This is a genomic window from Coleofasciculus sp. G2-EDA-02, from assembly GCF_040226375.1.
Lineage (GTDB): Bacteria > Cyanobacteriota > Cyanobacteriia > Cyanobacteriales > Coleofasciculaceae > Coleofasciculus.
In genome coordinates this window covers 1-22,025 of record NZ_JAVKEW010000250.1, presented here as the reverse complement: position 1 = coordinate 22,025, position 22,025 = coordinate 1, and the positions used below count along the sequence as shown (strand labels likewise).

At 46.0% G+C, this 22,025-nt stretch carries 21 protein-coding genes and 1 pseudogene; 8 read left to right on the top strand and 14 right to left on the bottom strand.

Annotated features, from left to right (window positions below; genetic code table 11):
* Window positions 1-198: 198 nt before the first annotated feature.
* Entirely contained in the window at window positions 199-2,553 is a 2,355-nt protein-coding gene (locus RLO19_RS29055) for a pyridoxal-dependent decarboxylase (protein WP_446360980.1), read from the top strand.
* A gap of 101 nt (window positions 2,554-2,654) precedes the next feature.
* On the opposite strand, the gene RLO19_RS29050 is transcribed toward RLO19_RS29055, so the two are convergent.
* Both RLO19_RS29050 and RLO19_RS29045 read right to left on the bottom strand, forming a co-directional pair.
* Complete coding sequence (locus tag RLO19_RS29050) at window positions 2,655-2,951, bottom strand: hypothetical protein (protein ID WP_446360978.1); 297 nt, start codon at window positions 2,949-2,951, stop codon at window positions 2,655-2,657.
* Between the two features lie 14 nt (window positions 2,952-2,965).
* Window positions 2,966-3,631, bottom strand: a complete 666-nt coding sequence (locus RLO19_RS29045; RefSeq protein WP_446360976.1) for a DUF389 domain-containing protein — start codon at window positions 3,629-3,631, stop codon at window positions 2,966-2,968.
* Window positions 3,632-3,992: 361 nt separating this feature from the next.
* On the opposite strand from RLO19_RS29045, the gene RLO19_RS29040 reads away from it, so the two are divergent.
* Window positions 3,993-5,093, top strand: coding sequence for a SpoIID/LytB domain-containing protein (locus tag RLO19_RS29040; RefSeq protein ID WP_446360974.1), 1,101 nt, complete (start codon window positions 3,993-3,995; stop codon window positions 5,091-5,093).
* 388 nt (window positions 5,094-5,481) lie between these two features.
* Here the strand turns inward: RLO19_RS29040 and RLO19_RS29035 are convergent, their stop codons facing one another.
* Both RLO19_RS29035 and RLO19_RS29030 read right to left on the bottom strand, forming a co-directional pair.
* The gene (locus RLO19_RS29035; RefSeq protein ID WP_446360972.1) at window positions 5,482-5,811 is read right to left on the bottom strand and encodes an element excision factor XisI family protein; all 330 of its coding nucleotides are present in this window, start codon (window positions 5,809-5,811) and stop codon (window positions 5,482-5,484) included.
* A complete protein-coding gene (locus RLO19_RS29030; RefSeq protein WP_446360970.1) occupies window positions 5,799-6,215 on the bottom strand; it encodes a XisH family protein in 417 nt (138 codons plus the stop codon). Before RLO19_RS29030 ends, RLO19_RS29035 begins: the two co-directional genes overlap by 13 nt.
* A 202-nt stretch (window positions 6,216-6,417) precedes the next feature.
* Here RLO19_RS29030 and RLO19_RS29025 point away from each other — a divergent pair, with 202 nt between their 5' ends.
* Together RLO19_RS29025 and RLO19_RS29020 are read left to right on the top strand one after the other, a co-directional pair.
* Window positions 6,418-6,768 carry a hypothetical protein gene (locus tag RLO19_RS29025; RefSeq protein WP_446360968.1) on the top strand — a complete coding sequence of 117 codons (351 nt, stop codon included), beginning with the start codon at window positions 6,418-6,420 and terminating at the stop codon, window positions 6,766-6,768.
* Window positions 6,769-7,376: 608 nt separating this feature from the next.
* Entirely contained in the window at window positions 7,377-7,640 is a 264-nt protein-coding gene (locus tag RLO19_RS29020; RefSeq protein WP_446360967.1) for a hypothetical protein, read from the top strand.
* 148 nt (window positions 7,641-7,788) lie between these two features.
* Here RLO19_RS29020 and RLO19_RS29015 read toward each other — a convergent pair whose 3' ends face one another.
* The 4 genes from RLO19_RS29015 to RLO19_RS29000 form a co-directional block, all read right to left on the bottom strand.
* Window positions 7,789-8,304: a hypothetical protein gene (locus RLO19_RS29015; RefSeq protein WP_446360965.1), complete on the bottom strand. Its 516-nt coding sequence runs from the start codon at window positions 8,302-8,304 to the stop codon at window positions 7,789-7,791.
* Window positions 8,305-8,672: 368 nt separating this feature from the next.
* A complete protein-coding gene (locus RLO19_RS29010) occupies window positions 8,673-9,995 on the bottom strand; it encodes a hypothetical protein (protein ID WP_446360963.1) in 1,323 nt (440 codons plus the stop codon).
* Window positions 9,996-10,048: 53 nt separating this feature from the next.
* Window positions 10,049-10,171, bottom strand: coding sequence for a hypothetical protein (locus tag RLO19_RS29005; protein ID WP_446360961.1), 123 nt, complete (start codon window positions 10,169-10,171; stop codon window positions 10,049-10,051).
* Between the two features lie 88 nt (window positions 10,172-10,259).
* Window positions 10,260-11,375 carry an alkene reductase gene (locus tag RLO19_RS29000; protein WP_446360959.1) on the bottom strand — a complete coding sequence of 372 codons (1,116 nt, stop codon included), beginning with the start codon at window positions 11,373-11,375 and terminating at the stop codon, window positions 10,260-10,262.
* 321 nt (window positions 11,376-11,696) lie between these two features.
* On the opposite strand from RLO19_RS29000, the gene RLO19_RS28995 reads away from it, so the two are divergent.
* Window positions 11,697-12,485, top strand: coding sequence for a TVP38/TMEM64 family protein (locus RLO19_RS28995; protein ID WP_446360957.1), 789 nt, complete (start codon window positions 11,697-11,699; stop codon window positions 12,483-12,485).
* Between the two features lie 202 nt (window positions 12,486-12,687).
* Window positions 12,688-14,232, top strand: coding sequence for a mercuric reductase (locus tag RLO19_RS28990; protein ID WP_446360955.1), 1,545 nt, complete (start codon window positions 12,688-12,690; stop codon window positions 14,230-14,232).
* 57 nt (window positions 14,233-14,289) lie between these two features.
* Here the strand turns inward: RLO19_RS28990 and RLO19_RS28985 are convergent, their stop codons facing one another.
* On the bottom strand, window positions 14,290-14,724 hold the full coding sequence (locus RLO19_RS28985) for a hypothetical protein (RefSeq protein ID WP_446360953.1): 435 nt from the start codon (window positions 14,722-14,724) through the stop codon (window positions 14,290-14,292).
* A gap of 451 nt (window positions 14,725-15,175) precedes the next feature.
* Entirely contained in the window at window positions 15,176-16,123 is a 948-nt protein-coding gene (locus RLO19_RS28980; RefSeq protein ID WP_446360951.1) for an NAD(P)-dependent alcohol dehydrogenase, read from the bottom strand.
* Window positions 16,124-16,277: 154 nt separating this feature from the next.
* Here RLO19_RS28980 and RLO19_RS28975 point away from each other — a divergent pair, with 154 nt between their 5' ends.
* Window positions 16,278-17,297 carry an isochorismatase gene (locus RLO19_RS28975; RefSeq protein ID WP_446360949.1) on the top strand — a complete coding sequence of 340 codons (1,020 nt, stop codon included), beginning with the start codon at window positions 16,278-16,280 and terminating at the stop codon, window positions 17,295-17,297.
* Between the two features lie 490 nt (window positions 17,298-17,787).
* On the opposite strand, the gene RLO19_RS28970 is transcribed toward RLO19_RS28975, so the two are convergent.
* From RLO19_RS28970 to RLO19_RS28960, 3 genes are all read right to left on the bottom strand, one after another.
* Window positions 17,788-19,758: a glycosyltransferase family 39 protein gene (locus RLO19_RS28970; protein ID WP_446360947.1), complete on the bottom strand. Its 1,971-nt coding sequence runs from the start codon at window positions 19,756-19,758 to the stop codon at window positions 17,788-17,790.
* A gap of 175 nt (window positions 19,759-19,933) precedes the next feature.
* Entirely contained in the window at window positions 19,934-20,410 is a 477-nt protein-coding gene (locus tag RLO19_RS28965; RefSeq protein ID WP_446360945.1) for a thiol-disulfide oxidoreductase DCC family protein, read from the bottom strand.
* A gap of 149 nt (window positions 20,411-20,559) precedes the next feature.
* Complete coding sequence (locus RLO19_RS28960) at window positions 20,560-21,369, bottom strand: MOSC domain-containing protein (RefSeq protein WP_446360943.1); 810 nt, start codon at window positions 21,367-21,369, stop codon at window positions 20,560-20,562.
* 202 nt (window positions 21,370-21,571) lie between these two features.
* Here RLO19_RS28960 and RLO19_RS28955 point away from each other — a divergent pair.
* A pseudogene (locus tag RLO19_RS28955) lies at window positions 21,572-21,637 on the top strand (DUF433 domain-containing protein); the annotation flags it as partial.
* Between the two features lie 125 nt (window positions 21,638-21,762).
* On the opposite strand, the gene RLO19_RS28950 reads toward RLO19_RS28955, so the two are convergent.
* Window positions 21,763-21,927: a hypothetical protein gene (locus RLO19_RS28950; protein ID WP_446360941.1), complete on the bottom strand. Its 165-nt coding sequence runs from the start codon at window positions 21,925-21,927 to the stop codon at window positions 21,763-21,765.
* Window positions 21,928-22,025 lie beyond the last annotated feature (98 nt).

The following is a 22,025-nucleotide window of genomic DNA, read 5'->3' as shown; positions in this document are numbered from 1 at the left end:
AGTGGGACTTTCATTAAGGACTCTTAACAGTAAGGAGTTGAGGATTCTTAACCTTTCTTAGTAAAGCATACAGAATTTATGTCCAGATACTTATATGATCTATAGAAAATATAAAATTTTTTAGGGCGTTACTTATAATCAGATAGTATATCCCCAAATCGAAAAAATGACTAAAATTTATAGCAATTAGAGGGATATATGGCGCAGCATAAGAAGCTCAAAAACCTATTCGACTTTGACGACAGCGCCGATTTTGGGCAGAGCAGTCGGGCTGTAGAAGCTTGGTTTTTAGGCTCCCGATCCGAAAACCTGGACGAACTAGAAAACCTAATTGTAGAAGCTTTGCGAGATCACGGTTTTTGGCGGCGAAACTTCCATCCTAGCGATCCCAGTTATATTACCGAATCGGTCAAGCGCAACCCAAATTACTTGCAGGCGCTAGACCAGACTAAAGACAGCTTTCGGCAGTTGTTAGCTTGGCTGAAAAAATCCGTCCCTTTCTTTAGCCTGCGCTACCAAGGTCACATGACATGGGAAACAACAATGCCCTCAATTTTAGGGTATTTCGCCACCATGCTTTACAACCCGAATAACGTAGCCTTTGAAGCGTCCACCGTCACCACATTACTAGAGATAGAGGTGGGAAAGGATTTGTGTCAAATGCTCGGTTATTATGTGCCAACCGAAGACGAGATAAATGACGGAGTAATGGCGCCTTGGGGTCATATTACTTGCGGGGGGACTGTCGCTAATATTGAAGGACTTTGGGTAGCAAGGAATCTCAAGTTTTATCCCTTTACCTTGAAAAAAGTCATCGCTGAAACTCCTGGTTTTGAAGCCGCCAAGGAAATTAATATGACGTTGCCCAATGGGACTCAAAAGCCATTACTTAGCTTAGATACTTGGACAATGCTCAACCTGAAAGCCGACGATATTCTGAATATTCCCGCACGCCTAACCAGCGAATGTGGCATTGACGATGAATTAGTCAAAAACACAATTGAGGACACCCCCTATACCCTACAAAAAATGGGGATGAGAGCTTTTGCCCAAGAATTTCTGAGTGAAGTTCCCGAACAGCCAGTATATTTTGTTCCTGGTACGAAGCATTATTCTTGGCCCAAAGCCGGAGCATTATTAGGCATTGGTTCCAACCAAATGATTGATATCAGCATCGACAAAGATGCACGGATGAACATTAACGAATTAAGGGATCAGTTACAACAGTGCTTGGATGCTCGCCGTCCCGTATTAGCCACAATTGCCGTCATGGGTAGCACCGAAGAAAGTGCCGTCGATCCCTTAGCCGATATCGTGGCGCTGCGGGACGAATTCCGCCAAAAAGGTTTAGAATTTAACATTCACGCTGATGCAGCTTGGGGTGGCTATTATGCCTGCTTGTTAGAGCGCAAAAGTCGCCGAATGGCAGCATTGTCAGAGGAAGATGTGCCTAGCCCTCCCCTCAAACTTAGCTGCTATACAGAAAAGCATATGCGTGCTTTAACGGAAGCGGATTCCATTACCGTCGATCCCCACAAATCGGGTTATATTCCTTATCCCGCAGGGGCAATTTGCTATCGTAATGCTGCCCTGCGCGACTTGCTCACGTTTATTGCTCCTTACGTCAATCACGGGGAGGAGGAACCCAATGTCGGCAGCTTTGGCGTGGAAGGTTCCAAACCAGGTGCTGCTGCAGCCGCCGTTTACCTCAGCCACAAAGTCATCCCTCCGGATACGACGGGTTATGGGGAAATTCTGGGCAGAGCGATGTTTAGCTGCAAAAAATTATACGCCCGCTTACTGTGCATGGCTCGTCCAGAAGACCGCTTTATTGTCGTTCCTGTACCCCATTTATCAGAGGCAGTTCCCGGCAGCACTGAGGCAGAAAAAATTCAATTTATCCGAGAGCGAATTGACCAAAAAACTAATGCCGAAATTCGGGAAGATGCCGAAGTCATGGAGATTTTGCGAGAAATTGGTCCGGATCAAAGTATTCTCACCTATGCCTTCAATTTCAAAAATCCAGATGGCACAATTAATAACGATTTGGCAAAAGCTAACCGCCTCAATCAAGCCCTCTACAAACTGCTGAGTATTAAACCGGGTTCTGACATCTACGGTTACAACTTAATTGTCAGCACGACTAATTTTGAGACAGCGCACTACGGTGAAGACTTCATGAAGGATTACAAACAGCGCTTGCAAGTTACAGGTGTTGCTGAAGAGCCGATTACCATTTTGCGCTCTACTGTCATGGACCCTTGGATTACAGAAGCGAAGGGCAAACCGTTCATTGATATTATTGAGGAAGAGTTCCGGAAGGCAATTTCCCAAGCCTTACTCCAAGATGCCATGCTGCAAGTCTTTGAAGGTATTGATGTTAACAGAGATGGTATCGTTCAAAAATCTGAAGTGACAGCAAAATTGCAAGATCTGGGATATACACCAGCCGAAATTGACAATATTTGGAAGATATCGGACACCAACCAGGATGAGAAGCTTTCCCATGATGAATTTCTCGCCAATTTTGCCCAATTTCTAATCCTCAAATAGTGGGAACCAAACTGAGTCTAAAAACCTGAGTCGGGGCGGGCGCGAGTTACTTATGGGTGTAACCGAAAAGATAGTGGTGAAACCCGCCCCTACACAATACCTCATGCTCCCCTGCTTACCCGGCTTTCTAACCCCACTAATACTAACGCCGCGCCTAGTGTTTCAAAATAGGGCGCTGCGCCATTAATGGCACGACTCAAGGTAGACCCCAGAACAACACCCAGCAGCACATCCATCGCCGCATATTTGCCGATAAAATGTCGATCACCTATCACCCGCACCATAATCAGTGCAGTCCCATAGATAACCGCTGCCCGTAATCCCATCTGCCACACATTGAGCGTTTGGGCTTCTAGCCCAAATGCCCAGCTAATTGTATCCCCAACTGTCTGAATCATCTTAATCCCTGACTTTAACTTGACGGCTCAGATCCGATCAGCAGCACCGTAATTATGCCCGCTAAGATAATTAACCCAACATTAATCGCCAGCAACTCTAAGCCACCAACACCTCGGAGAGGATCGTCGGACATAAAGGCGATCGCAGCCGCCGCTGCAGCGGGAACTAATGCTAAAGCCGCAACCGTTCCCACCAATGTATCGACTTTCTGCTTTACTAAAGCAATTGTCCCAGACACACCTGCAGCCAAAGCCACCACAACACTGTACCAACCGGGTTCTACCCGTTCTTCCAATAGGGGTTTATCCAGAAGATTGTCATGAGAGGGTAAAATCGTGCTGGTATTGAATAGCCATACAGTTCCCATAGCTAAAATTGTCGCCACAAATAGTCCCACTAGAGCAACAGTGAAACCGCGTAACGCCAGCCTGGGTTGACCTGCAACTAAGGCAAATGCGATCAATGATAGCGGTAGAAACGCCGGTGCAATAATCATCGAACCAATCAGAATTGGAATCGAATTAGTCAGCAAGGCAATGGCTGACAAAATGCCAGACATGCCCATTAACACTAAATAAGACGGGGAAAGCATGACCTCTTGTGAGAGTTGCTGGAGAATCTTGGGTTCAACCAGAGGTTGCTCTTGAGTGGGAATTAACTCGTTGGGTTTGTCAATCATTTGAAAATAGGGAACAGGGAACACAGAACCGGGAATAGGACTCTAGGCAATAGGAAATGGGACGGGCGAGATTTCCTCGACAGGAGATTATACCGTTGGGATCGCCTCGCACTAGCCGATGAGCAAGAAACATGTTAAAAATATGCCTGTCAATCTTTTTACGGGATGTAATGGTAGCAAGAGAAAAATTTATTGGGCGGATTGCAGGATTCGAGCATCGGGAGCGCAATAATCTAGCTACTGCCAATGTTGGCAATTCAATCTCTGTTAATTATGAAACCGAGAATAGTCTTCGTGTGAGGAAGTTTTACAGATGACATCTAGACGTTTTCCCTTCATTATGGTAAAGATGCTCAGGATAATGAGTTGCTCTGTTAGGCGTCATTGGTGGCTCTCTTTTTTATTGTGGATGATCTTAGTCAGTCCCGCCCAAGCCGTAACGGAATTGCGGGTGGCGATTGAAGAGGGAGTCAGTCGCGTTAAGGTGGGAAGTTCAACCAAAGCGATTGTTCGCGATAGCGCCGGTCAGCCTGTGGGAGAACTCGCACCCATGAATGGCTTTAATGCTCAATCTGGAGGAAGTCGAGTTAGTTTGGGTAGCTGGAGTTCAGGATCGCTGTGGATTGAACCAACTGAGGATGGTATGGTTTGGATAGGCGATCGCTGGTATCGGGGACGGACTCAATTAGTGGCGACAGGTGGGCGATTAACGGTGGTTAATCACGTTGACTTCGAGCAATATCTCTACAGCGTTATCGGCTCAGAAATGAGTCCGAGTTGGCCCCAAGAAGCCCTAAAAGCTCAAGCTGTTGCAGCTCGTACCTACGCCCTCTATAAACGAGCTGAATCAGGGAATAGCATCTACGATGTCGGTGATACGGTCAAGTGGCAAGTTTACAAAGGACTCGAAAGTGAAGCCGAAAGCACTCACGCCGCCGTCAATGCCACAGCCGGACAGATCATGACTTACGGGGGTAATGTAATTCTAGCCGTTTTCCATTCCTCTTCGGGTGGACATACAGAAAATGTAGAAGATATTTGGAGTCAACCTCTAGCATACCTACGAGGGGTTCCCGATTATGATGTGGGAGCGCCTGTCTTTCAGTGGACTCAAACCTTTTCGGGTGGCGAATTGGGACGCCGGATTGGTGGGGTTGGGCGTGTCACATCTATGACACCAGAACGCACGACTCCCCATGGGCGGATTGTGACCATGCTAGTAAAAGGAACGGGCGGTAGTAAGCGGGTTAGTGGCAATGATATGCGTAAGGCGCTGGGACTGAAAAGTACACTGTTTAGAGTGAGTAATATGGGTGGCAGTTTTCAAATCAGTGGTCGCGGGTATGGTCATGGATTAGGTTTAAGTCAATGGGGAGCGCATAATTTAGCGCAACAGGGTGTTAACTATCAACAGATTTTGAATCACTATTATCAACAGGCAACTATTTCTCAGGTTCCGTAACTCAAGAAAAAGTACCGCAAAAAGGGGAAAGATTAAGATGATTTCCCCTTTTTGGGTGGGGATGTATAGCGAGTAACGAGTAGGTTGGGAAAACGCAAGGAAACCCAACGATTATTAATTTTTTGGGCTTGTAATTCAGCTTCGATGGGGGAAATCAACCAGTTATAAAATTGTTACGCTGACTGTTTATAGGGACGAGGAATGCGAACATCAGTGACAGCGCGTTTTTTTATGGTATAGTTTCACCTTATGAAAATGTGTCCGCCTGTAGATGGGGTTTCGGTTCTGTTGAATAATGGCAAATCCATTGCCAATAGCACGACATGACTCTGGTACTGAGTGGGTTCTACCAAAGTATGGGCTATTGGCGTGCAACTCCTTCTACAGATTACAGGTGAGCATATTCAGTAAATTGCCGTTTAAAGGGAGACTTATATCCTAAAACTATATCCTGTCGTGGAATTCCGGCTTCAACCAATTCCTTGGCTACTCCTATTTCAGTTCCATCACTCTGAATCCATATTTTGTTATCTTTGATATCAATATGAATTAGGCTCTCATATTCCCGTCGTTGGTCATACCAACCCACCACCATCATTAGGTAATGATTACGCTCATTATCAAAAATGAGTTGGACTTCTGTCTGATCATCTTTAAGATTGATAGCGTGCGCTTTGATGATTTTCTGGACAATCTCCTGTATGTTTAAGCTTTCCATGCTGAAATCTCCTGTTTACTGGGGTCAAAAATTAGTAGTTTTAGTTGATATTCTTTGATAGCGTCCTGAATGAATGGGCGACAAAATAAGGTATTATAAGTATCTGTAGGAAGGGCTAGGTATAAAACAAAATTGGGTAATTTTTGCTTTAATGCCAAGCGATAGTTCAGAAATTGACCAAGGGCTAAGTGAAATTCAGTTAGTTCCGATTCTCGCAAAAAACTTTTGATTTCAACGGCTATCTTTTGACCATTTTTATGGGCAGCAATTAATCGTTCTGCGGCTAAGTCTATATACATTTCTGTTCCACCAACTTTCAGGTGTAAAGGATCATCGGTGATTACCCAGCCATCTTTTTCTAGGGCTAATCGGACGGTGTTGTGAAAAATATCCTTGGCTGGCATAGACAGATGGATAATTTGACATGACGCAAGCGTCTTTAAGAGTTATTGTAACTGGAAATTCATCAAGAGTGCGATCGCACTATCTTCCCTCAACCTAAACCAAACAGCGATCGCACAATCTGCCTTCAACCCAACCCAAAGGCGATCGCACTCATAACCAAATCCATGCGATCGCGCCTTTTTTCTGGTATACTTTCACCTTATGAAAATATGTCCGCCTGTAGGGGCGCACCGACGTGCGCCCTTTGTCAACCGACGTGCGCCCAATGATATAGTTGACTTTATAGACGATCGCGATCGCACTTTTTCCCTTCAACCTCACCCAAACGCGATCGCACTCTCCTCCCTCAACCCAACAGTCTTGACAATGAAGCAGGGGAAATCGGACAACAATATTACCGATCGCTTGGGTTTAGTTCTGCAATGGCAGCATTATCTAAAGGTTCTGTCAGGAAAAGTACCTCCAGAACAAAACGTTGGTTTTATTGTAGCCGAGGAGAGCGATCGCACTCAAACCAAATCCATGCGATCGCACTTTTTCCCTTCAACCTAACCCAAGCGCGATCGCACTCCATTTATGCCACTCTTATCAATTCTCCCACCAACTTGGGGATATACGCCCTGGCGGGGATGTTATGATTTTTTTCTATAAGCGCGAATTGCTCTTTCGCCCCTCAACCTCTCCCAAACAGGGATCGCACACCTGTTTATCCCTCTTCTGTCACTCTCCGAAAAGCCTTGCATTTTCTGAATCCTAGAGCATAGACAGAGCAAGCGATCGCGCAGTTTTTTCTGAGTATAAATTCTCGAAGGTGCTAAATTGGTCAAAATGCGATTGCCCAACTCCGCATCACTCAGCATACCTTGTTTTTGGGAATTACTAATCATACGAGAAACCGGAAAGTGACAGAAGAGGGTTAAGCCACCCTTATCAATTCTCCCACCAACTTTGGGATATACGCCCTGTCGGGGATGTTATGATTTTTTTCTATAAGCGCGAATCGCACCTTTATCTATCACCCTTGCCAATTCTCCCATCGGCTTTGGGATGATGCGCCCTGTCGGGGACGTTATGCTTTTCCAAGGGCGATCGCACTCCATTTATGCCACCCTTGCCAATTCTCCCACAGACTTGGGGATATGCGCCCTGTCGGGGATGTTATGATTTTTTTCAATCAGCGCGATCGCACCTTTATCGATCACCCTTGCCAATTCTCCCATCGGTTTTGGGATGATGTGCCCTCTTACCAATATGCGCTCAGGGCGATCGCACTCCTGTTATCCCATAGTTGCACCGTCTCGCTGGGGTTAAGCGCGTTTTTGGTTTTGGGCGCACCACGCTGCTGTTTGGAAGGGCGCACGGTGATATTGTTGGGTTATGCTTTTAATCGCTCAAATCGCTTCCGAGTTGGTGGCGGTGGGTGAGGTGTGGGGGGCGGATGGCAAAATTCAATTCCCTCCAGATGTTGGCAATGTAGCAATGTAGCAATGTAGGTTGGGTTTCGCTTCGCTCTACCCAACCTACGAGGCAAGTGATCGCACGGTATCTCATGTCTGTCGCTTGGAAAATATTTTAGCTGGCGTATCTATAGTGTTCATTTGGCTTTGGAACTAACAACAAGGTAACGACTGGTAGATTTCCATAGTGTGCCATCTGTCCGTTGGGAGCTATGACTCGTATTGAGTATGGTAAAAGTTGCTCTAGCGCATAAATTAAATTATCGGGTACAGCTCCAACGTATGTGCCATTGTTGATTGCTATTATATAATTTTGGATCTTCGTAATTTCGGCGGCTTGAAGATGTGGTTTGCTGAGCACTCCTTGAAGTCCCTGTTGTGCCCATTGCGCTGTGGTTCCCTGGGGCTTATTTATTGCAGCATCTAGTGTTTCAAAAAAACTAGGTCTGGGTAAACCAAATGCGGGCTGTTGCAACTGAAGATTGTAATCGCCCAAAATCTCAGTTTTATTTTGTGTTATGGGATTCCAAACACCTAGATTTTGTTGCTGGTTCTCCTTTGCATTACTGATACTATTGGTGAACATGGAAGTCAGAAAACTACCTACAACTCCGCCCACCTCTTTTGCCACGTCTACGCCAGTTTTTTGTCCAGGCGTCAGTGCTGTTAACCTGAAGTTCCCCCCGTGCGGATGTACTATACCCAGCGTCAAGCCTTATCCCGTAGTAGTTTGAGCGCTCAACCCCTCAAAAAACGTACCCATGTAGCCCTTGCAAAAATAGTGCGATCGCGCTATTTTTGCAGTAGACAAGAGATCGACGGAAACCCACGCTACATCAAGGTTGAGCGCGATTGAACCCATGTAGGGCGCGTCAAAAATCGCGGAAAGCCGCACGGTGAGGCAGTTTTGATTTTTTGGCTGGGGGAACTTCAGATTAACTGATGTCCTAACGTATCTTCGTCGTGCTATAAGTGAACAACAAAATCAGCTCTAGCTACCTAAGAACCTGAATCTAAACGGCGTTGCCACTCGGCATCAATTTGGTCTTTGCGTTGCAAATTTTGATCCAGTAAATCCTGTTCACTGGTATACACCAAATCCTCTTGCCCAATTACATTTTGCGCCGCAAACTGTTGGGCATAAACCAGCTTTTTCTGTAAATCGGCATCGGGTTGAGCCAGTGCTAATGCTTCCTGCTGTCGTTTCTGATTCCGGGCGGCGATTTTACTATTTTTCTGTTGAATCCAGAAATAACGAATCAGAGGAATCGCTAAAAACCCAATCCCGTAACCCAGTAAAAACCAGTAAATTGACGCGACAAAAGCAACCAATCCTCCTATCTCGGCAGCAATTTCGCCTCTTAACAGAGAACCCAGCATGAAAGCACCGATAATATTCACTCCCCCTAAACCAATTGCCAGCATAATTTGCCCACTCGTGGCAGCACTAAAGCGCCAAGGCTGTTCTTGCAGGTAAGATGGAACAGGCTGAGGATGCTGCTGTTGCGCTGTTGTCTGTAAGTCGGGGAAGTGATAGATAATCTCTCCATCGGGACTGACTTCCGGACGCCCATTGAAACGGCTGAGAACGGGTAACATATAGTCTTCATACTCCCGTTGATATCCTGTGCCAATATCATCAAGATAAGGAGCAATCTGTTCCGCTGTAACGGCACCGCCAGAATTACGAATCACTGTGCCAATTTCTTGCCAACGACGTTCTTCCAAATCGGCATTGGGATTGCCATCACCAAACAAAAACGAGAAAATTGCCTCCAGAAAATTCATCTGCTGACTTTGATTAGAATTCCAGGAGGTGCGCCGTTGTCGATGGCGTTCGTAACCCGGGTCAAAAAACCAAAACATATCGGGCCCAATCCAGAAGTGGGGCATAAAAATCATGCCACCGCCTCGATTAGAACCACCGTTACTGCCACCACCCGAATCATTATCGCTGCTGGAACTGATACTGATGAAGATAATCGAAATGGCGAGAAAAATTAGGACAATTGAGAGTAAGAGTAGAAGCCCGAAGGAAATCCGAATCAGGTAGAATAGAACACGCCAAGTTTTTGCCCACCATTCCTGCAATCGCAACCGGATGAATTTGTTTCGCAGGATTGTCCGAAAGTTCTTGGGAAACAGGTAGGCAATTTCACCTGACTCGGCGACTTGCAAATGTCCACCTGCATCGGATGCTAGCGCCAGTAGTCCTTGTTCGGCTAAATTGATATTTAATCCCGCCTTAGCGGCTACATCACCCACGGTGACACGATAGCCAAGCTGCTCGACGCTATTCATTATTTTGGGATTGGGAGCCATAGCTATTATTGTAAAGATTTCTGTACTCTCTATTCCAAGTATAGAAGTCTGGCTTAGGCTTGAGACTTGCAGAAAGCAGAACACGATCGCGCCTTTGTTACCGCTCCAAGAGATAGGGCTTGCTGAATAAGTCTGGTGGAGGGGGGAGTAGGGGGAGCAATGTAGAGACGTGCCATGGCACGTCTGGTTACATGGCACGTCTGGTTACATGGCACGTCTGGTTACATGGCACGTCTGGTTACCCAAATGCGATCGCGCTCTTGATTAACTAGCTTGCCGAGACTCCTCTAAGAACGGATAATCAGTATATCCATGCTCGTCACCTCCATAAAAGGTAGAGCGGTTATAGGCGTTCAGGGGAGCATTCACCTCAAACCGCTTGGGCAAGTCAGGATTGGCAATAAACAGCCTACCATACGCCACTAAATCCGCCTCTCCTTCCTTGATCACAGCGTTTCCTGTCTCGCGGTTATAACCACCTGCTGTAATTAAGGTTCCGTTGTAAATAGGACGAAAATGACGCACCCCCAATCCCTTACCCTCATCTTCCACCGTCTCATTCCCTTTGATTCTCGGTTCAATCATGTGGAGATAGGCTAAATTAAAAGGATTGAGTTGGGAAATCACATAGTTAAACAAGGCTTCTGGGTTGGAGTCAGACATATTGTTAAACGTTCCACCAGGCGAGAGGCGAATCCCCACTTTATCCGCACCCCAAACCCTGACTACAGCTTCGGTAACTTCCATGAGTAAACGAGCGCGATTTTCAATTGATCCGCCATATTGATCCGTGCGTTTATTTGATCCATCATGGAGGAATTGATCGAGCAAATAACCGTTAGCACTGTGAATTTCTACCCCATCAAATCCAGCCGCTAAAGCATTTTTTGCTCCTTGGCGATATTGTTCCACAATTGTGGGAATTTCCTCGGTTTCCAAAGCACGAGGGGTGACAAAGGGTTGCTCGCCACTATAGGTACTCGCCATCCCTTCAGGCGCGATCGCACTCGGTGCAACGGGAAGCTCACCATTCGGCTGCATTGAGGGGTGGGAAATGCGCCCGACGTGCCACAGTTGTAGGAACATACGTCCCCCACTCTCATGCACCGCCTGAGTAACCAACTTCCAGCCTTCCACTTGTTCGGGTGAGTGGATTCCTGGGCTATAAGCGTATCCGTGTCCCTGCTGAGAAACTTGAGTGGCTTCAGAAATAATTAATCCCGCAGAGGTACGCTGGGCATAATAGGTGGCATTTATTTCTCTGGGTACGTTTCCCTCACCTGCACGCATCCGGGTTAAGGGCGCCATCACCATGCGATTGGGCAATTCATAAGCGCCGATTTGAACGGGTGTGAATAAGTTAATATCGTCATTGGTCATTTGTCTTATGTCCTTTGTCATTGGCTGATATCTGGCACCTTTGTCAGTAAGCTCAGACATCTGATGATGAGCTGGGGTAGGGCGGGTTTTGTACAACATTTATTGGTTAATTCCACAGGTTAATCCCTAAACCCGCCCCTACTCTTCTCTAATTAACTCAAGTCCATTTTGACGATAGGCGATTCAGATTTATAATTAATTATTCATTATTTATTTCGTCTATTTTCAGGGAATTCTCAGAGTATCAGCTTAGGATGATCATAACGATGCACCTACAGTGGCGCATGAACCAGAAGAGGTAAACTGAGGAGAGCTAACTGGATGAAACACCAATTCCGTCCCCGAAACCTGAGAAAGCTATTGAAGTTAGCGGTATTCACGCTACTGGCGGTTGGTACAACATTACTTATTGCCACAGATCCCGCCTTCGCCCAGGAATCAGCAATGGGTTCAGGATTCAATCCCCAAGCCTGGTTACGCAACGCCTTGCAATGGATTCAAGACCTTGGTTCGGTTGGTGCGATCGCGTTTATCATTCTCTATATTATTGCCACGGTAGCATTCCTACCTGGTTCCATCCTCACCCTAGGTGCGGGTGTTGTCTTTGGCGTCGTTTTAGGTTCTATCTATGTATTCATTGGCGCCACCCTGGGAGCAACCGCCGCCTTCCTCGTGGGGCGGTATTTGGCGAGGGGTTGGGTAGCGCAGAAAATTGCTGGGAACAAAAAATTTAAAGCGATTGACGAGGCGGTGGGTGGGGAAGGATTTAAAATTGTTCTTTTAACCCGATTGTCGCCCGTGTTTCCTTTTAACTTATTGAACTACGCTTATGGGTTAACGGGGGTTTCGTTGAAAGACTACTTTTTGGGTTCTGTTGGTATGATTCCTGGAACCATTATGTATGTTTATATTGGTTCTTTGGCGGGTAGTCTGGCAATGGTGGGGACACAATCGCAACCCACTAATCCGGCGGTACAATGGACGATTCGGATTATTGGATTTATCGCCACTGTCGCTGTAACCTTATATGTTACTAAAGTTGCCAGAAAAGCGTTAGATGAAAAAGTCTCTGATGATCCTGTTCTAGATAAAAGCGTTTCCAATAAGTAGGGGCGGGTTTCACAACTATCCTTTTATTGCCACCCAGATGTAACTAAACCCGCCCCTACCAAGTTGTCAGGGTGTAGGGGCGGGTTTTACAACTATCTTTTTTTGTCACCCCTAAGTAACTAAACCCGCCCTACTCAAAGTGAGAGAATAAAAAAATCACCGTTTCCCTAATCCCCAATCACTATTAATTAAGGAGTAACTAATGACATCAACATCTGAGAGAGTAATTGTCCCCCCAATGGATGAATATAACCAGCAATTGGTTTCCCATGTGCATCCACCCGATTGGGTTAATCCAAAACCCGCTGAGCGTTATGATCTCGTAGTAATTGGTGCAGGAACGGCGGGATTAGTCACCGCCGCCGGTGCCGCTGGGATGGATATTGGTTTAAAAGTTGCCTTAATTGAACGCCATCTTATGGGTGGGGATTGCTTGAATGTCGGATGTGTGCCATCTAAATGTCTTATTCGCTCATCCCGTGTTGTCGCCCAAATGCGACAAGCTGAAGAATTTGGGATTCGTCCTCCTGAACACATTGATATTGATTTTCCAGCAGTCATGGCACGGATGCGGAAGCTACGGGCTCGAATTAGTCATCATGATTCAGCCAAACGATTTAAACAAACCTATAATATTGATGTTTTCTTAGGAGAAGGGTCGTTCCAAAGTTCCAATACAATTGCCGTTGGTGATAAGATTTTGCGGTTTAAGAAAGCGGTGATTACGACAGGGGCTAGGGCTGTACGACCCCCCATTGAGGGCATAGAAGAGGCAGGATTTCTGACCAATGAAACTGTCTTTTCTTTAACCGAACGCCCCAAGCGGCTTGCGGTAATTGGTGGGGGACCAATTGGGTGTGAATTGGCGCAGGCATTCCGTCGTTTAGGCTGTGAGGTGATTCTTTTCCATCGCCATTCTCACATTTTAAATAAAGAAGATACTGATGCCGCAGAAATTGTGCAGCATAAGTTTGAAAAGGAAGGCATTCGCTTAGTCTTAGATTGTCAGATGAAACGGGCAGTCAAGATGGATGAGGGGAAGTTACTGCACTATACCTGTAATGGTCAGGATGAGTCCACGATTGTTGATGAAATTTTAGTGGGTGCAGGGCGTGCGCCAAATGTAGAAGGGTTAAATTTAGACGCTGTTGGCGTAGAATACCATAGCAAAGGGATAAAAGTTAATGATTATCTACAAACAACCAATCGCCATATTTATGCCGCCGGTGACATTTGTATGAAATGGAAATTCACCCATGCAGCGGATGCAGCGGCGCGAATTGTGATTAAAAATACCTTGTTTTCTCCTTTTGGTTTAGGGCGCTCTAAACTCAGTGATTTAGTTATGCCTTGGGTAACTTATACTGACCCTGAAATTGCCCATGTTGGCATGTATGAAGATGAAGCTCAGGAAAAGGGAATGAAGGTGAGTACAATTAAGATACCATTTAATACCGTAGATCGTGCGATCGCGGATGGGGAAGAGGACGGATTTGTCAAAATTCATCATCAGAAAGGTTCAGATAAAATTTTGGGGGCGACAATCGTGGCTCCTCATGCAGGAGAGATGATTAGTGAAGTGACAACGGCGATTGTGGGAAATGTCGGGTTGAGTAAGCTCAGTGGCGCGATTCATCCTTATCCAACCCAAGCGGAAGGAATTAAGAAAGCGGCTGATGCCTATCGGCGCACGCTGCTGACACCCAATACAAAAAGCTTTTTAGGGTTACTCACTAAGTTGTCTTAGAAAGTTTGTAGAAAGTTTGTAGTAAGCGCTTCAGCGCTGATCTGGAACGCTTCGTGGCTACGATGATTGCAGAAGAGGATGTCTTGCACAATAGCGGCGATCGCAATACATTGCCCAGGCTATACCCACTATACCCGTAAGCGAACCTGTGATTGCCGCACATAGACCCCAACCGGCAGGTCCAGCCGCCCAATCAGACACTTCTTTGAGCAGGGCTGTACTCCCTCTGGCTACCCCATAAGCCGTTCCCGCCCCGACAAGAGTGACTAAACCCAATTCGGTTAGCATTCCCAAAAGATCGTTGTGGGATAAATCCTCCTCAAAATAGATCTTCCAAATCGTGGTATACATCAAAATATCAGAAGCCGCCACGATGACTTGTTTCGGTATCTCCGCACAGGGAGTTGGTGCAGCACAAGCCGTACCGCCACCCGCCGCATATCCTGCGATCGCCCAAATTGTTTCTAATCGCTTCTTGCCTAGACTACCCAAAGACTATCTCCTGCAATTCTACTAGAGTCGAGGATTTGTTCTGTTATAGCCCAACATAGTTAAGCAAAGATTAACAATCTCTAAAAAATTACACAGATCGACCTGTAGGGGCGGGTTTTACAGCTAACATTTTGACACCAACCACCAACCTGACTAAACCCGCCCTTCTCAGGGTGTACAAGTGTAGGGGCGGGTTTTACAGCTAACATTTTGACACCAACCACTAACCTGACTAAACCCGCCCTTCTCAGGGTGTACAAGTGTAGGGGCGGGTTTTACAGCTAACATTTTGGCACAAAACCCATAACTTGACTAAACCCGCCCTTCTCAGGGTGCTTAGTCAGGGGGGTTTAGTCACATCTTTTGTGAGGTAAGAAACGATAGTCGTCAAAGTGAGCCCCTACACCCTCACGCATCAGGTTCCTTAGAAGGTCATGAAAGGTCAAAAATTTCAACTCGCTACCATAATCACCAGCTTACCAACAACATGACCTTTTTCACTCTCCTGATGCGCCTGAGCAACAGCAGAGAGAGGATAGGTTTGAGCAATGACTGGGCGAAGTTTCTGAGCGTCAATCAGTTCTTCGAGAGACTTTAAATCCAAACCATTGGATTTCATGACCACGACTTTAGCTTTTTTCCCCGGAAGAAAAGCCGTGAAAAAACTCTCCAGGAAGTTAACCGGATAGGGGTGAGTGGTGATATAGACACCGTTAGGTTGCAAACAATCTTGGCAACTCCAGAAGGATTGATTTCCGACCACATCGAAAATAATATCGTACTTAGCAGTATCCTTAGTAAAATCCTGCTGAGTATAGTCAATCACTCGGTCAGCGCCCAAATTTTTCACAAACTCCTTATTTCTGCCACTACAAACCCCTGTCACCTGAGTTTCAAACGCCTTGGCAATTTGTACCGCCAAGCTACCCACACCACCAGATGCGCCGTTAATCAGCACGCTGTATCCCTGCTTAATTTTTCCATGATCTCGCAAGGCTTGCAGCGCCGTGAGTCCGGCTAAGGGAACAGCCGCCGCTTCTTTGTAGCAGAGCTTTTCCGGTTTTGCACAAGCCGCTTTTGCCGACAAAACCGCATACTCTGCATAAGCACCACCCGTGAGATTATCCAGACAGGCATAGATTTCGTCTCCCGGTTGAAAACGAGTCACAGCCGTTCCCACTTCTACAACTTCCCCAGAAATATCAAATCCTAAAACCATAGGAAAATGATAGCCAGTTAAGAGTTGCAACATTCCCTGTCTGGTTTTCCAGTCAATGGGATTAACGCTAGTAGCATGGATTTTGACCAATATCTCATGGGTTTTGATGGATGGAGTTGGCAAGTCTATAAGTTGGAAGACTTCAGCTCCACCATACTGATTAATTGCGGCAGCTTTCATAAACTATTCTTCCTCGATAGAGAGTATCGTCAAGCCTTATAAAAGTTAACAGTAATTCTCCCTTTAATATCTCAGTCTTGAGGCAGAATTTGAGAGTGATTAAAAAACCAATAGTATGGTTTTTAGAAGTTTTAGCGAATAAGCGTGATTAATCATGAGTACTAATACCCAAATCCCGATCCCCTCCCATTTCAGCCCCAATAAAGTTGGAGAAGTCTGGCGTGTTCCCTATCAAGAGCGCGTCAACCAAGCCAAAATTTGGGCAAAACAGCATCATCTTAAGCCAGCCAATCAAGATGAAACCCGGATTGGTTTATTGCTAATCGATGTTCAGAATACATTTTGTATTCCCGAATTTGAATTATTTGTCGGCGGTCAATCGGGTACGGGAGCCGTTGATGACAACGTGCGACTGTGTGAATTTATCTACCGCAATCTCGGAATCATCACTGAAATTGCGGCGACGATGGATACCCATACCGCTATGCAAATTTTTCATCCTATATTTTGGATTAACGATGCTGGAGAACATCCACCCGCGATGACTAATATCTCCATAGACGATGTAGAAAAAGGCGTTTGGAAAATCAATTCAGCCGTCGCCCCTCGGATTCGCCAGGGTGATGATCAATGGTTACAAGATTATACCCTGCATTATGCCAAGACGCTCAATTGCGATAGCAAATATCCGTTAATTATTTGGCCCTACCATGCCATGCTGGGAGGAATTAGTCACGCTTTGGTTTCTGCGGTAGAAGAGGTTTGTTTATTTCATAATATTGCTCGCCAAAGTCAGACCCATTTTGAAATGAAAGGTAGTAATCCACTGACTGAAAATTACTCGGTTCTCCAGCCGGAAGTTCTTTTCGACCAGAATGACCAACCGATTGCCCAAAAGAACACAGCGTTTCTGGAAAAATTGTTAGAGTTTGACCGATTAATTATTGCTGGTCAGGCAAAGAGTCATTGTGTGGCTTGGACAGTTGATAACTTGCTGGGTGAAATTCAATCCAGAGATCCTACGTTAGCCGAGAAAGTTTATTTACTGGACGATTGTACTTCTCCGGTTGTGGTTCCTGGGGGGGCGGATTTTACTGGACAAGCTGATGCTGCGTTTCAACGGTTTGCTGATGCGGGAATGCACCTGATTAAATCGACTGAAATTCTTGATTGAACGTTGGACAAAAAAACAATAAAAAATTTGCAATAAATTAGGGCTGGGATCAGGGCGGGTTTTGTTGTTCATTTTGAGGTGGGGAGGGCGGGTTTCGTTGTTCATTTTGAGGTGGGGAGGGCGGGTTTCGTTGTTCATTTTGAGGTGACTATCTAATTGAGTCCCTAAACCCGCCCCTACAAATTGTCCCTAAACCCGCCCCTACAAATTGTCCCTAAACCCGCCCCTACATTTTTGGCGTGCGATCGCGGTGAAAATTGGCTAGTTTTTTTGTCGGGTTTAAGGTTAATATAAAAATATAATATCAGGGCATAATATCCCGTGTAGGGGTGGGTTTAGGAACAAAATTAACAGAGAAAATAATAACTGTTCGACAAAACCCACCCTGCCCCACCATTCAACCAAACGGTTCCCCTCAACCCCAAATTTATCCTACATCTTGGGGCAGGTTTAGCTCAGTTATCGGTTAAACCCACCCCTACAGATGGCATTACGGCAACTCTGACGCTGAGGAACCTTCATAATTATCGGCAAAGCAGTGATACAGTTGATAATTATAACCATCCACCCCTACCTGATACTCAGAAGAATCTTCAGCAGAACAGTTAGGCAGATCGGCTACTGTCGCTTTAAAGTTAACTAGCCATATATCTAGAGGGCGTGGCATTTGGGCGAGTGTTTGTTTAAGAGTTATTGAGGCGGGACAGGTTAACCCTTGACAGCGATATTGGTTTTGATGAGCCAGGAGAAATTGAGGATTATTAATAGCAGATGAGTTATGATTCCTCAACTCCCAAGCAATTCCCATTATTTCCCCCGTTTGCACTAAGGTATTATGGGTAGTCGCAATGAGAACGGGTAAAGGGGAGGCTGGCTGAATAATTGGCACGAAAAGGTCAGGACGGTAATATTTTTGATACCCTAAGTTATTGACTACTGTAATCCCACTCAATAGTCCCATTATTCCCACCATCACGACGAGGATTTGACCCCGGTTTCGCCAAGGGGAAAGGTTGGGGAATTTTTGAGATATTTTCCATATCACCGCTAACGCGGCGGCGACTAAGAGGATGACAGCCGGAAAATAAACAAAGTGATATCGTGCGCCTCTGGTCAAGTCTTTGCCTAGAATATAAGTTATCGCAAAAAATAGCGCGATCGCACTCAAGACAAACCCCGCTAAAACCCCAGTCTCCCAGCGCGTTTGTGCCTGTCGTACCAGGGTTTTACCCCCCCGATAGACAAAGGGAATTACCCAGATAAAGAACCCCATCATTACCACCCCAGACGCCAGCACAACCCCCAATGACGACGATTCCACAGGTAACAGCGACACCATGGTAATCCAAGCCGCCAACGTCTGAAAAATCGGATTAATCCAACTCAACAAACTTTCAGGGTTCAGCATCATCCAATCCGCCATCTGGGGTTCATACCCTCCCTGTAACACAGGTATCCACACCAAACCACCAACCCCTGTTCCCATCGCCGCCGCCAAAATCCGCCACCCATTCAAAGATTTTGGGGCTGACGTCTTCTCTAGGTATGACCCACCGGAGGTTTCCCTACCACTAGATAATCTAGTATTGCCAATACTACTCGGATAAGCTTTAAATGTAATTTCTGCTCCCCCAGCTCCGTCTGCTCCCTCAGCTCCCCCAGCTCCCTCAGCTCCCCCAGCTCCCTCTGCTCCCTCAGCTCCCCCAGCTCCCCCAGCTCCCCCAGCTCCCTCTGCTATCCCTCGTTTCCACCTAAGACGATAATGCCACAACCCCAATCCCATCAGGGCAATTCCTTCAGCAAAAAGGGTCAAACTAAAAAAATAGTGGGTAGCGATACCGAAACTATTCACCAGAACCCAAGCCAATACCACCCCAATGGGTAAAGGTGTTCGGCGTTTGAGATGCTGTACCGCCACGACTAAGCAACAAAGGGAAGCAATCACCCAAATAATACCTAACGTATAATGACGGGCTTCCTGTGCCAAATAAATCCCAAAAGGAGACAGCGCCATCATCGCGGCGGCGAATTGCGCCACAACCTGGGAACGAAACGCCAACCAGCCGAATCCATACATCCCAGGGATAGAGAGAACACCAAAAAAAGCCGGGAGCGATCGCGCCGCCCAAAGTGAGATATACTCTCCTGAAGTGGGAAATAACTGCATCCACCCATGGGCGAGCATGAAATAAAGTGGCGGATGGTGATCCTCAGTTAACAGATGATGCCAAACTACTCCCACGCCAACTTCGGGGTTAGGTTTTAGAGGATGCAACAGCGTCTCTAAAGAAATCGCTTCATCTAGGGGTACAGCCTGAAAACTATTGCCCAAGCTAAACACCAGCGTCGCAAACTCATCTGTCCAAGGGGACTTCAGGGTAAGATTGGTGAAGCGCAAAGCCGCACCAATAGCAATCCATACCAGTAGCAGGAGTAGATTCAGGTTTTTTCGGGACTGCAAAATATTCAAAGGGAACAGAGGATCAATTTTTCAAACCTAGCAGACTATGCCTGGAAGAGAAACGACCGACTATCTTGGACGATAAAGTCAGTATTCAGTCCTAAATTCTAGTACAAAGAACCCGCTCCTAGCCAATAACAAACCTGTCATGGCACGTCTCTAAATAATTTCTTGATTAACGTTCTAGGCGACATTTTTGATCATCTGGGCAATCTAAACGCTGTTGACGTTGGGCAACTAAGGTGGCTAGACTGGGGCGTCCTGTCAGTTTGAGGCGTAAGTTTGCCCAGATAGTATAAATCTGATTGGCTAAAATATTGAGGATAGGTAGGCGAGTTGGCGCATAAATCCAACCCATCCCTAGAATCTCGTAGACAGTACGAAATACTTCAATATCTTTGATGATTTTACCATCTGGCAATATCCCATGAATGCGTCCCATTGCCGTTTCATAATCAATCCCGCTATGGTCTTCCGGATTATAGGATTCATCGGCAATATCGACAAATTCCACTAATCCTCTACCCCCATCCCGTTGCTGGAGAAAGTGAACTTCTCGTAGACACAAGGGACACTCACCATCGTAGAGTAGCTTGATTTGCCAGGATGGGGCTTGTTGAGGGGAGCGGGTTATTGTTTCAGCGCTAGACATTAACGTTTTTCTTCGTTTGTCGAAGGTTTTATCTTTATTTTAACAAATATTAATAAATTGGGGATTGCTCTCTAAGATTGACCTAGGCTTCGCACTTCAAGATGTAGCATAAAAAGTGACAAGCTTTATCCCCTAAAGACTAAGTACAATCATGCACCAAAACTCTTAATTTTAACCTCATCCCCTATCCGCAGTGTTCCCAACTGTTCTTGAATCACGTTTTGCCCAAAAAAGATTTTCCCATTCCGTAGGCGATAGTTTGCCAATGTCGCTAACGGTTCTTTACCTCGTATACCCTGAGATTGATCCACCGTGGTAATTGTACATCTAGAACAAGGTTTAACCACGCGAAAGGGAATTGAACCGATGCGAATGTGACGCCAACTGTCTTCGGCAAATGCTTCACAGCCAGAAACGACAAGATTGGGGCGGAATCGATTCATGGGAACAGGCTGTTCTAACCGTTGGTTTAAGTCTTGCAACGAGGCTTGGGAAATCAGCAAAAAGGGAAATCCATCGGCAAAACTGACGGGTTCGCCGGGAGCAGCATAATTCGGATTAATCGGGCGGATGGAGTCCTCTGGCATATAAACTAGCTGACAGGGAATGTGGAGAAACTCGCTAAACCACTGACTGAACTGTTGATCTAATGGTATCGCTGGACAGATATCATTCCAAACTTGCACCCGGAGGCGATGGTTACTTTCATAGTCTAGGGGAATGGATAAGCTGGGCTGGTTGGGTGCTTCCACGACTAACCCACCCTCCCCGAACCGCACCTGAATCAGCGCCATGGAAGGAAATTGACGCTGGGTGAGAAACTTACCCTGCTCATCCACTAGCATCCAGCGTCTGTCATATTGTAAACCGCGATCGCTCACTTGAGCCTCTTCCAGCGCTATCCCGCCTGCTGACTTAATCGGGTAGATATAGATTCCACTTAAGTGAATAGAAGTCATGGGTTTATAGTTGGTAAAAGTATAGTCAAATATAGACAGACTTCATTTCATTGCAGAAATTCCCTTCGCTTTTACTTTGAGAGATTAATTCTCCTTGGGTGAACTACGCACCTCTCTATCCCATAGCGGTTAAACGCATTTGGGAATGCTTTTCGTAAAATATTGTAGGAACCTATGACATCAGATTGAACAAGAACCCCCAGAGCAAGCGATCGCAGCCCTTGAATTGGCTAAGGAAATGCTGACAGCTTATGCGAATCCTGCTTGATGAGTGCGCCCATCTAGCAATAGGCTCCCTGATTTAATTCCTTTGATGCCAGATGTTCGTGACGTGCTCAATACAATTGCTCCGGGGGACGTGACTGAAGTTGCAAGTTCATGAACTACCCAGACCTACTTCGTTGAGGTCTGGGTTTCTACAACCAGACCAATAGGTTTGTGTTTCTGACGCTTCGCTTGTCCTAGTTGCTTCATGCTTCCCGTTTGCTTGCGCTGACGAGTTTCTGAAGTAGAGCTAGAGACATCAGCGTCTACGGTCGGGTAAGGTTTGAGAGTCACCTCTGTTCCCTCCCCTAAGAACCGGACATGAGACTTTCGCACTCATCCGGCTCAAGCCTTACTTCAAGCAAGTTTAACTTGGTTTTATGTATCTGCCT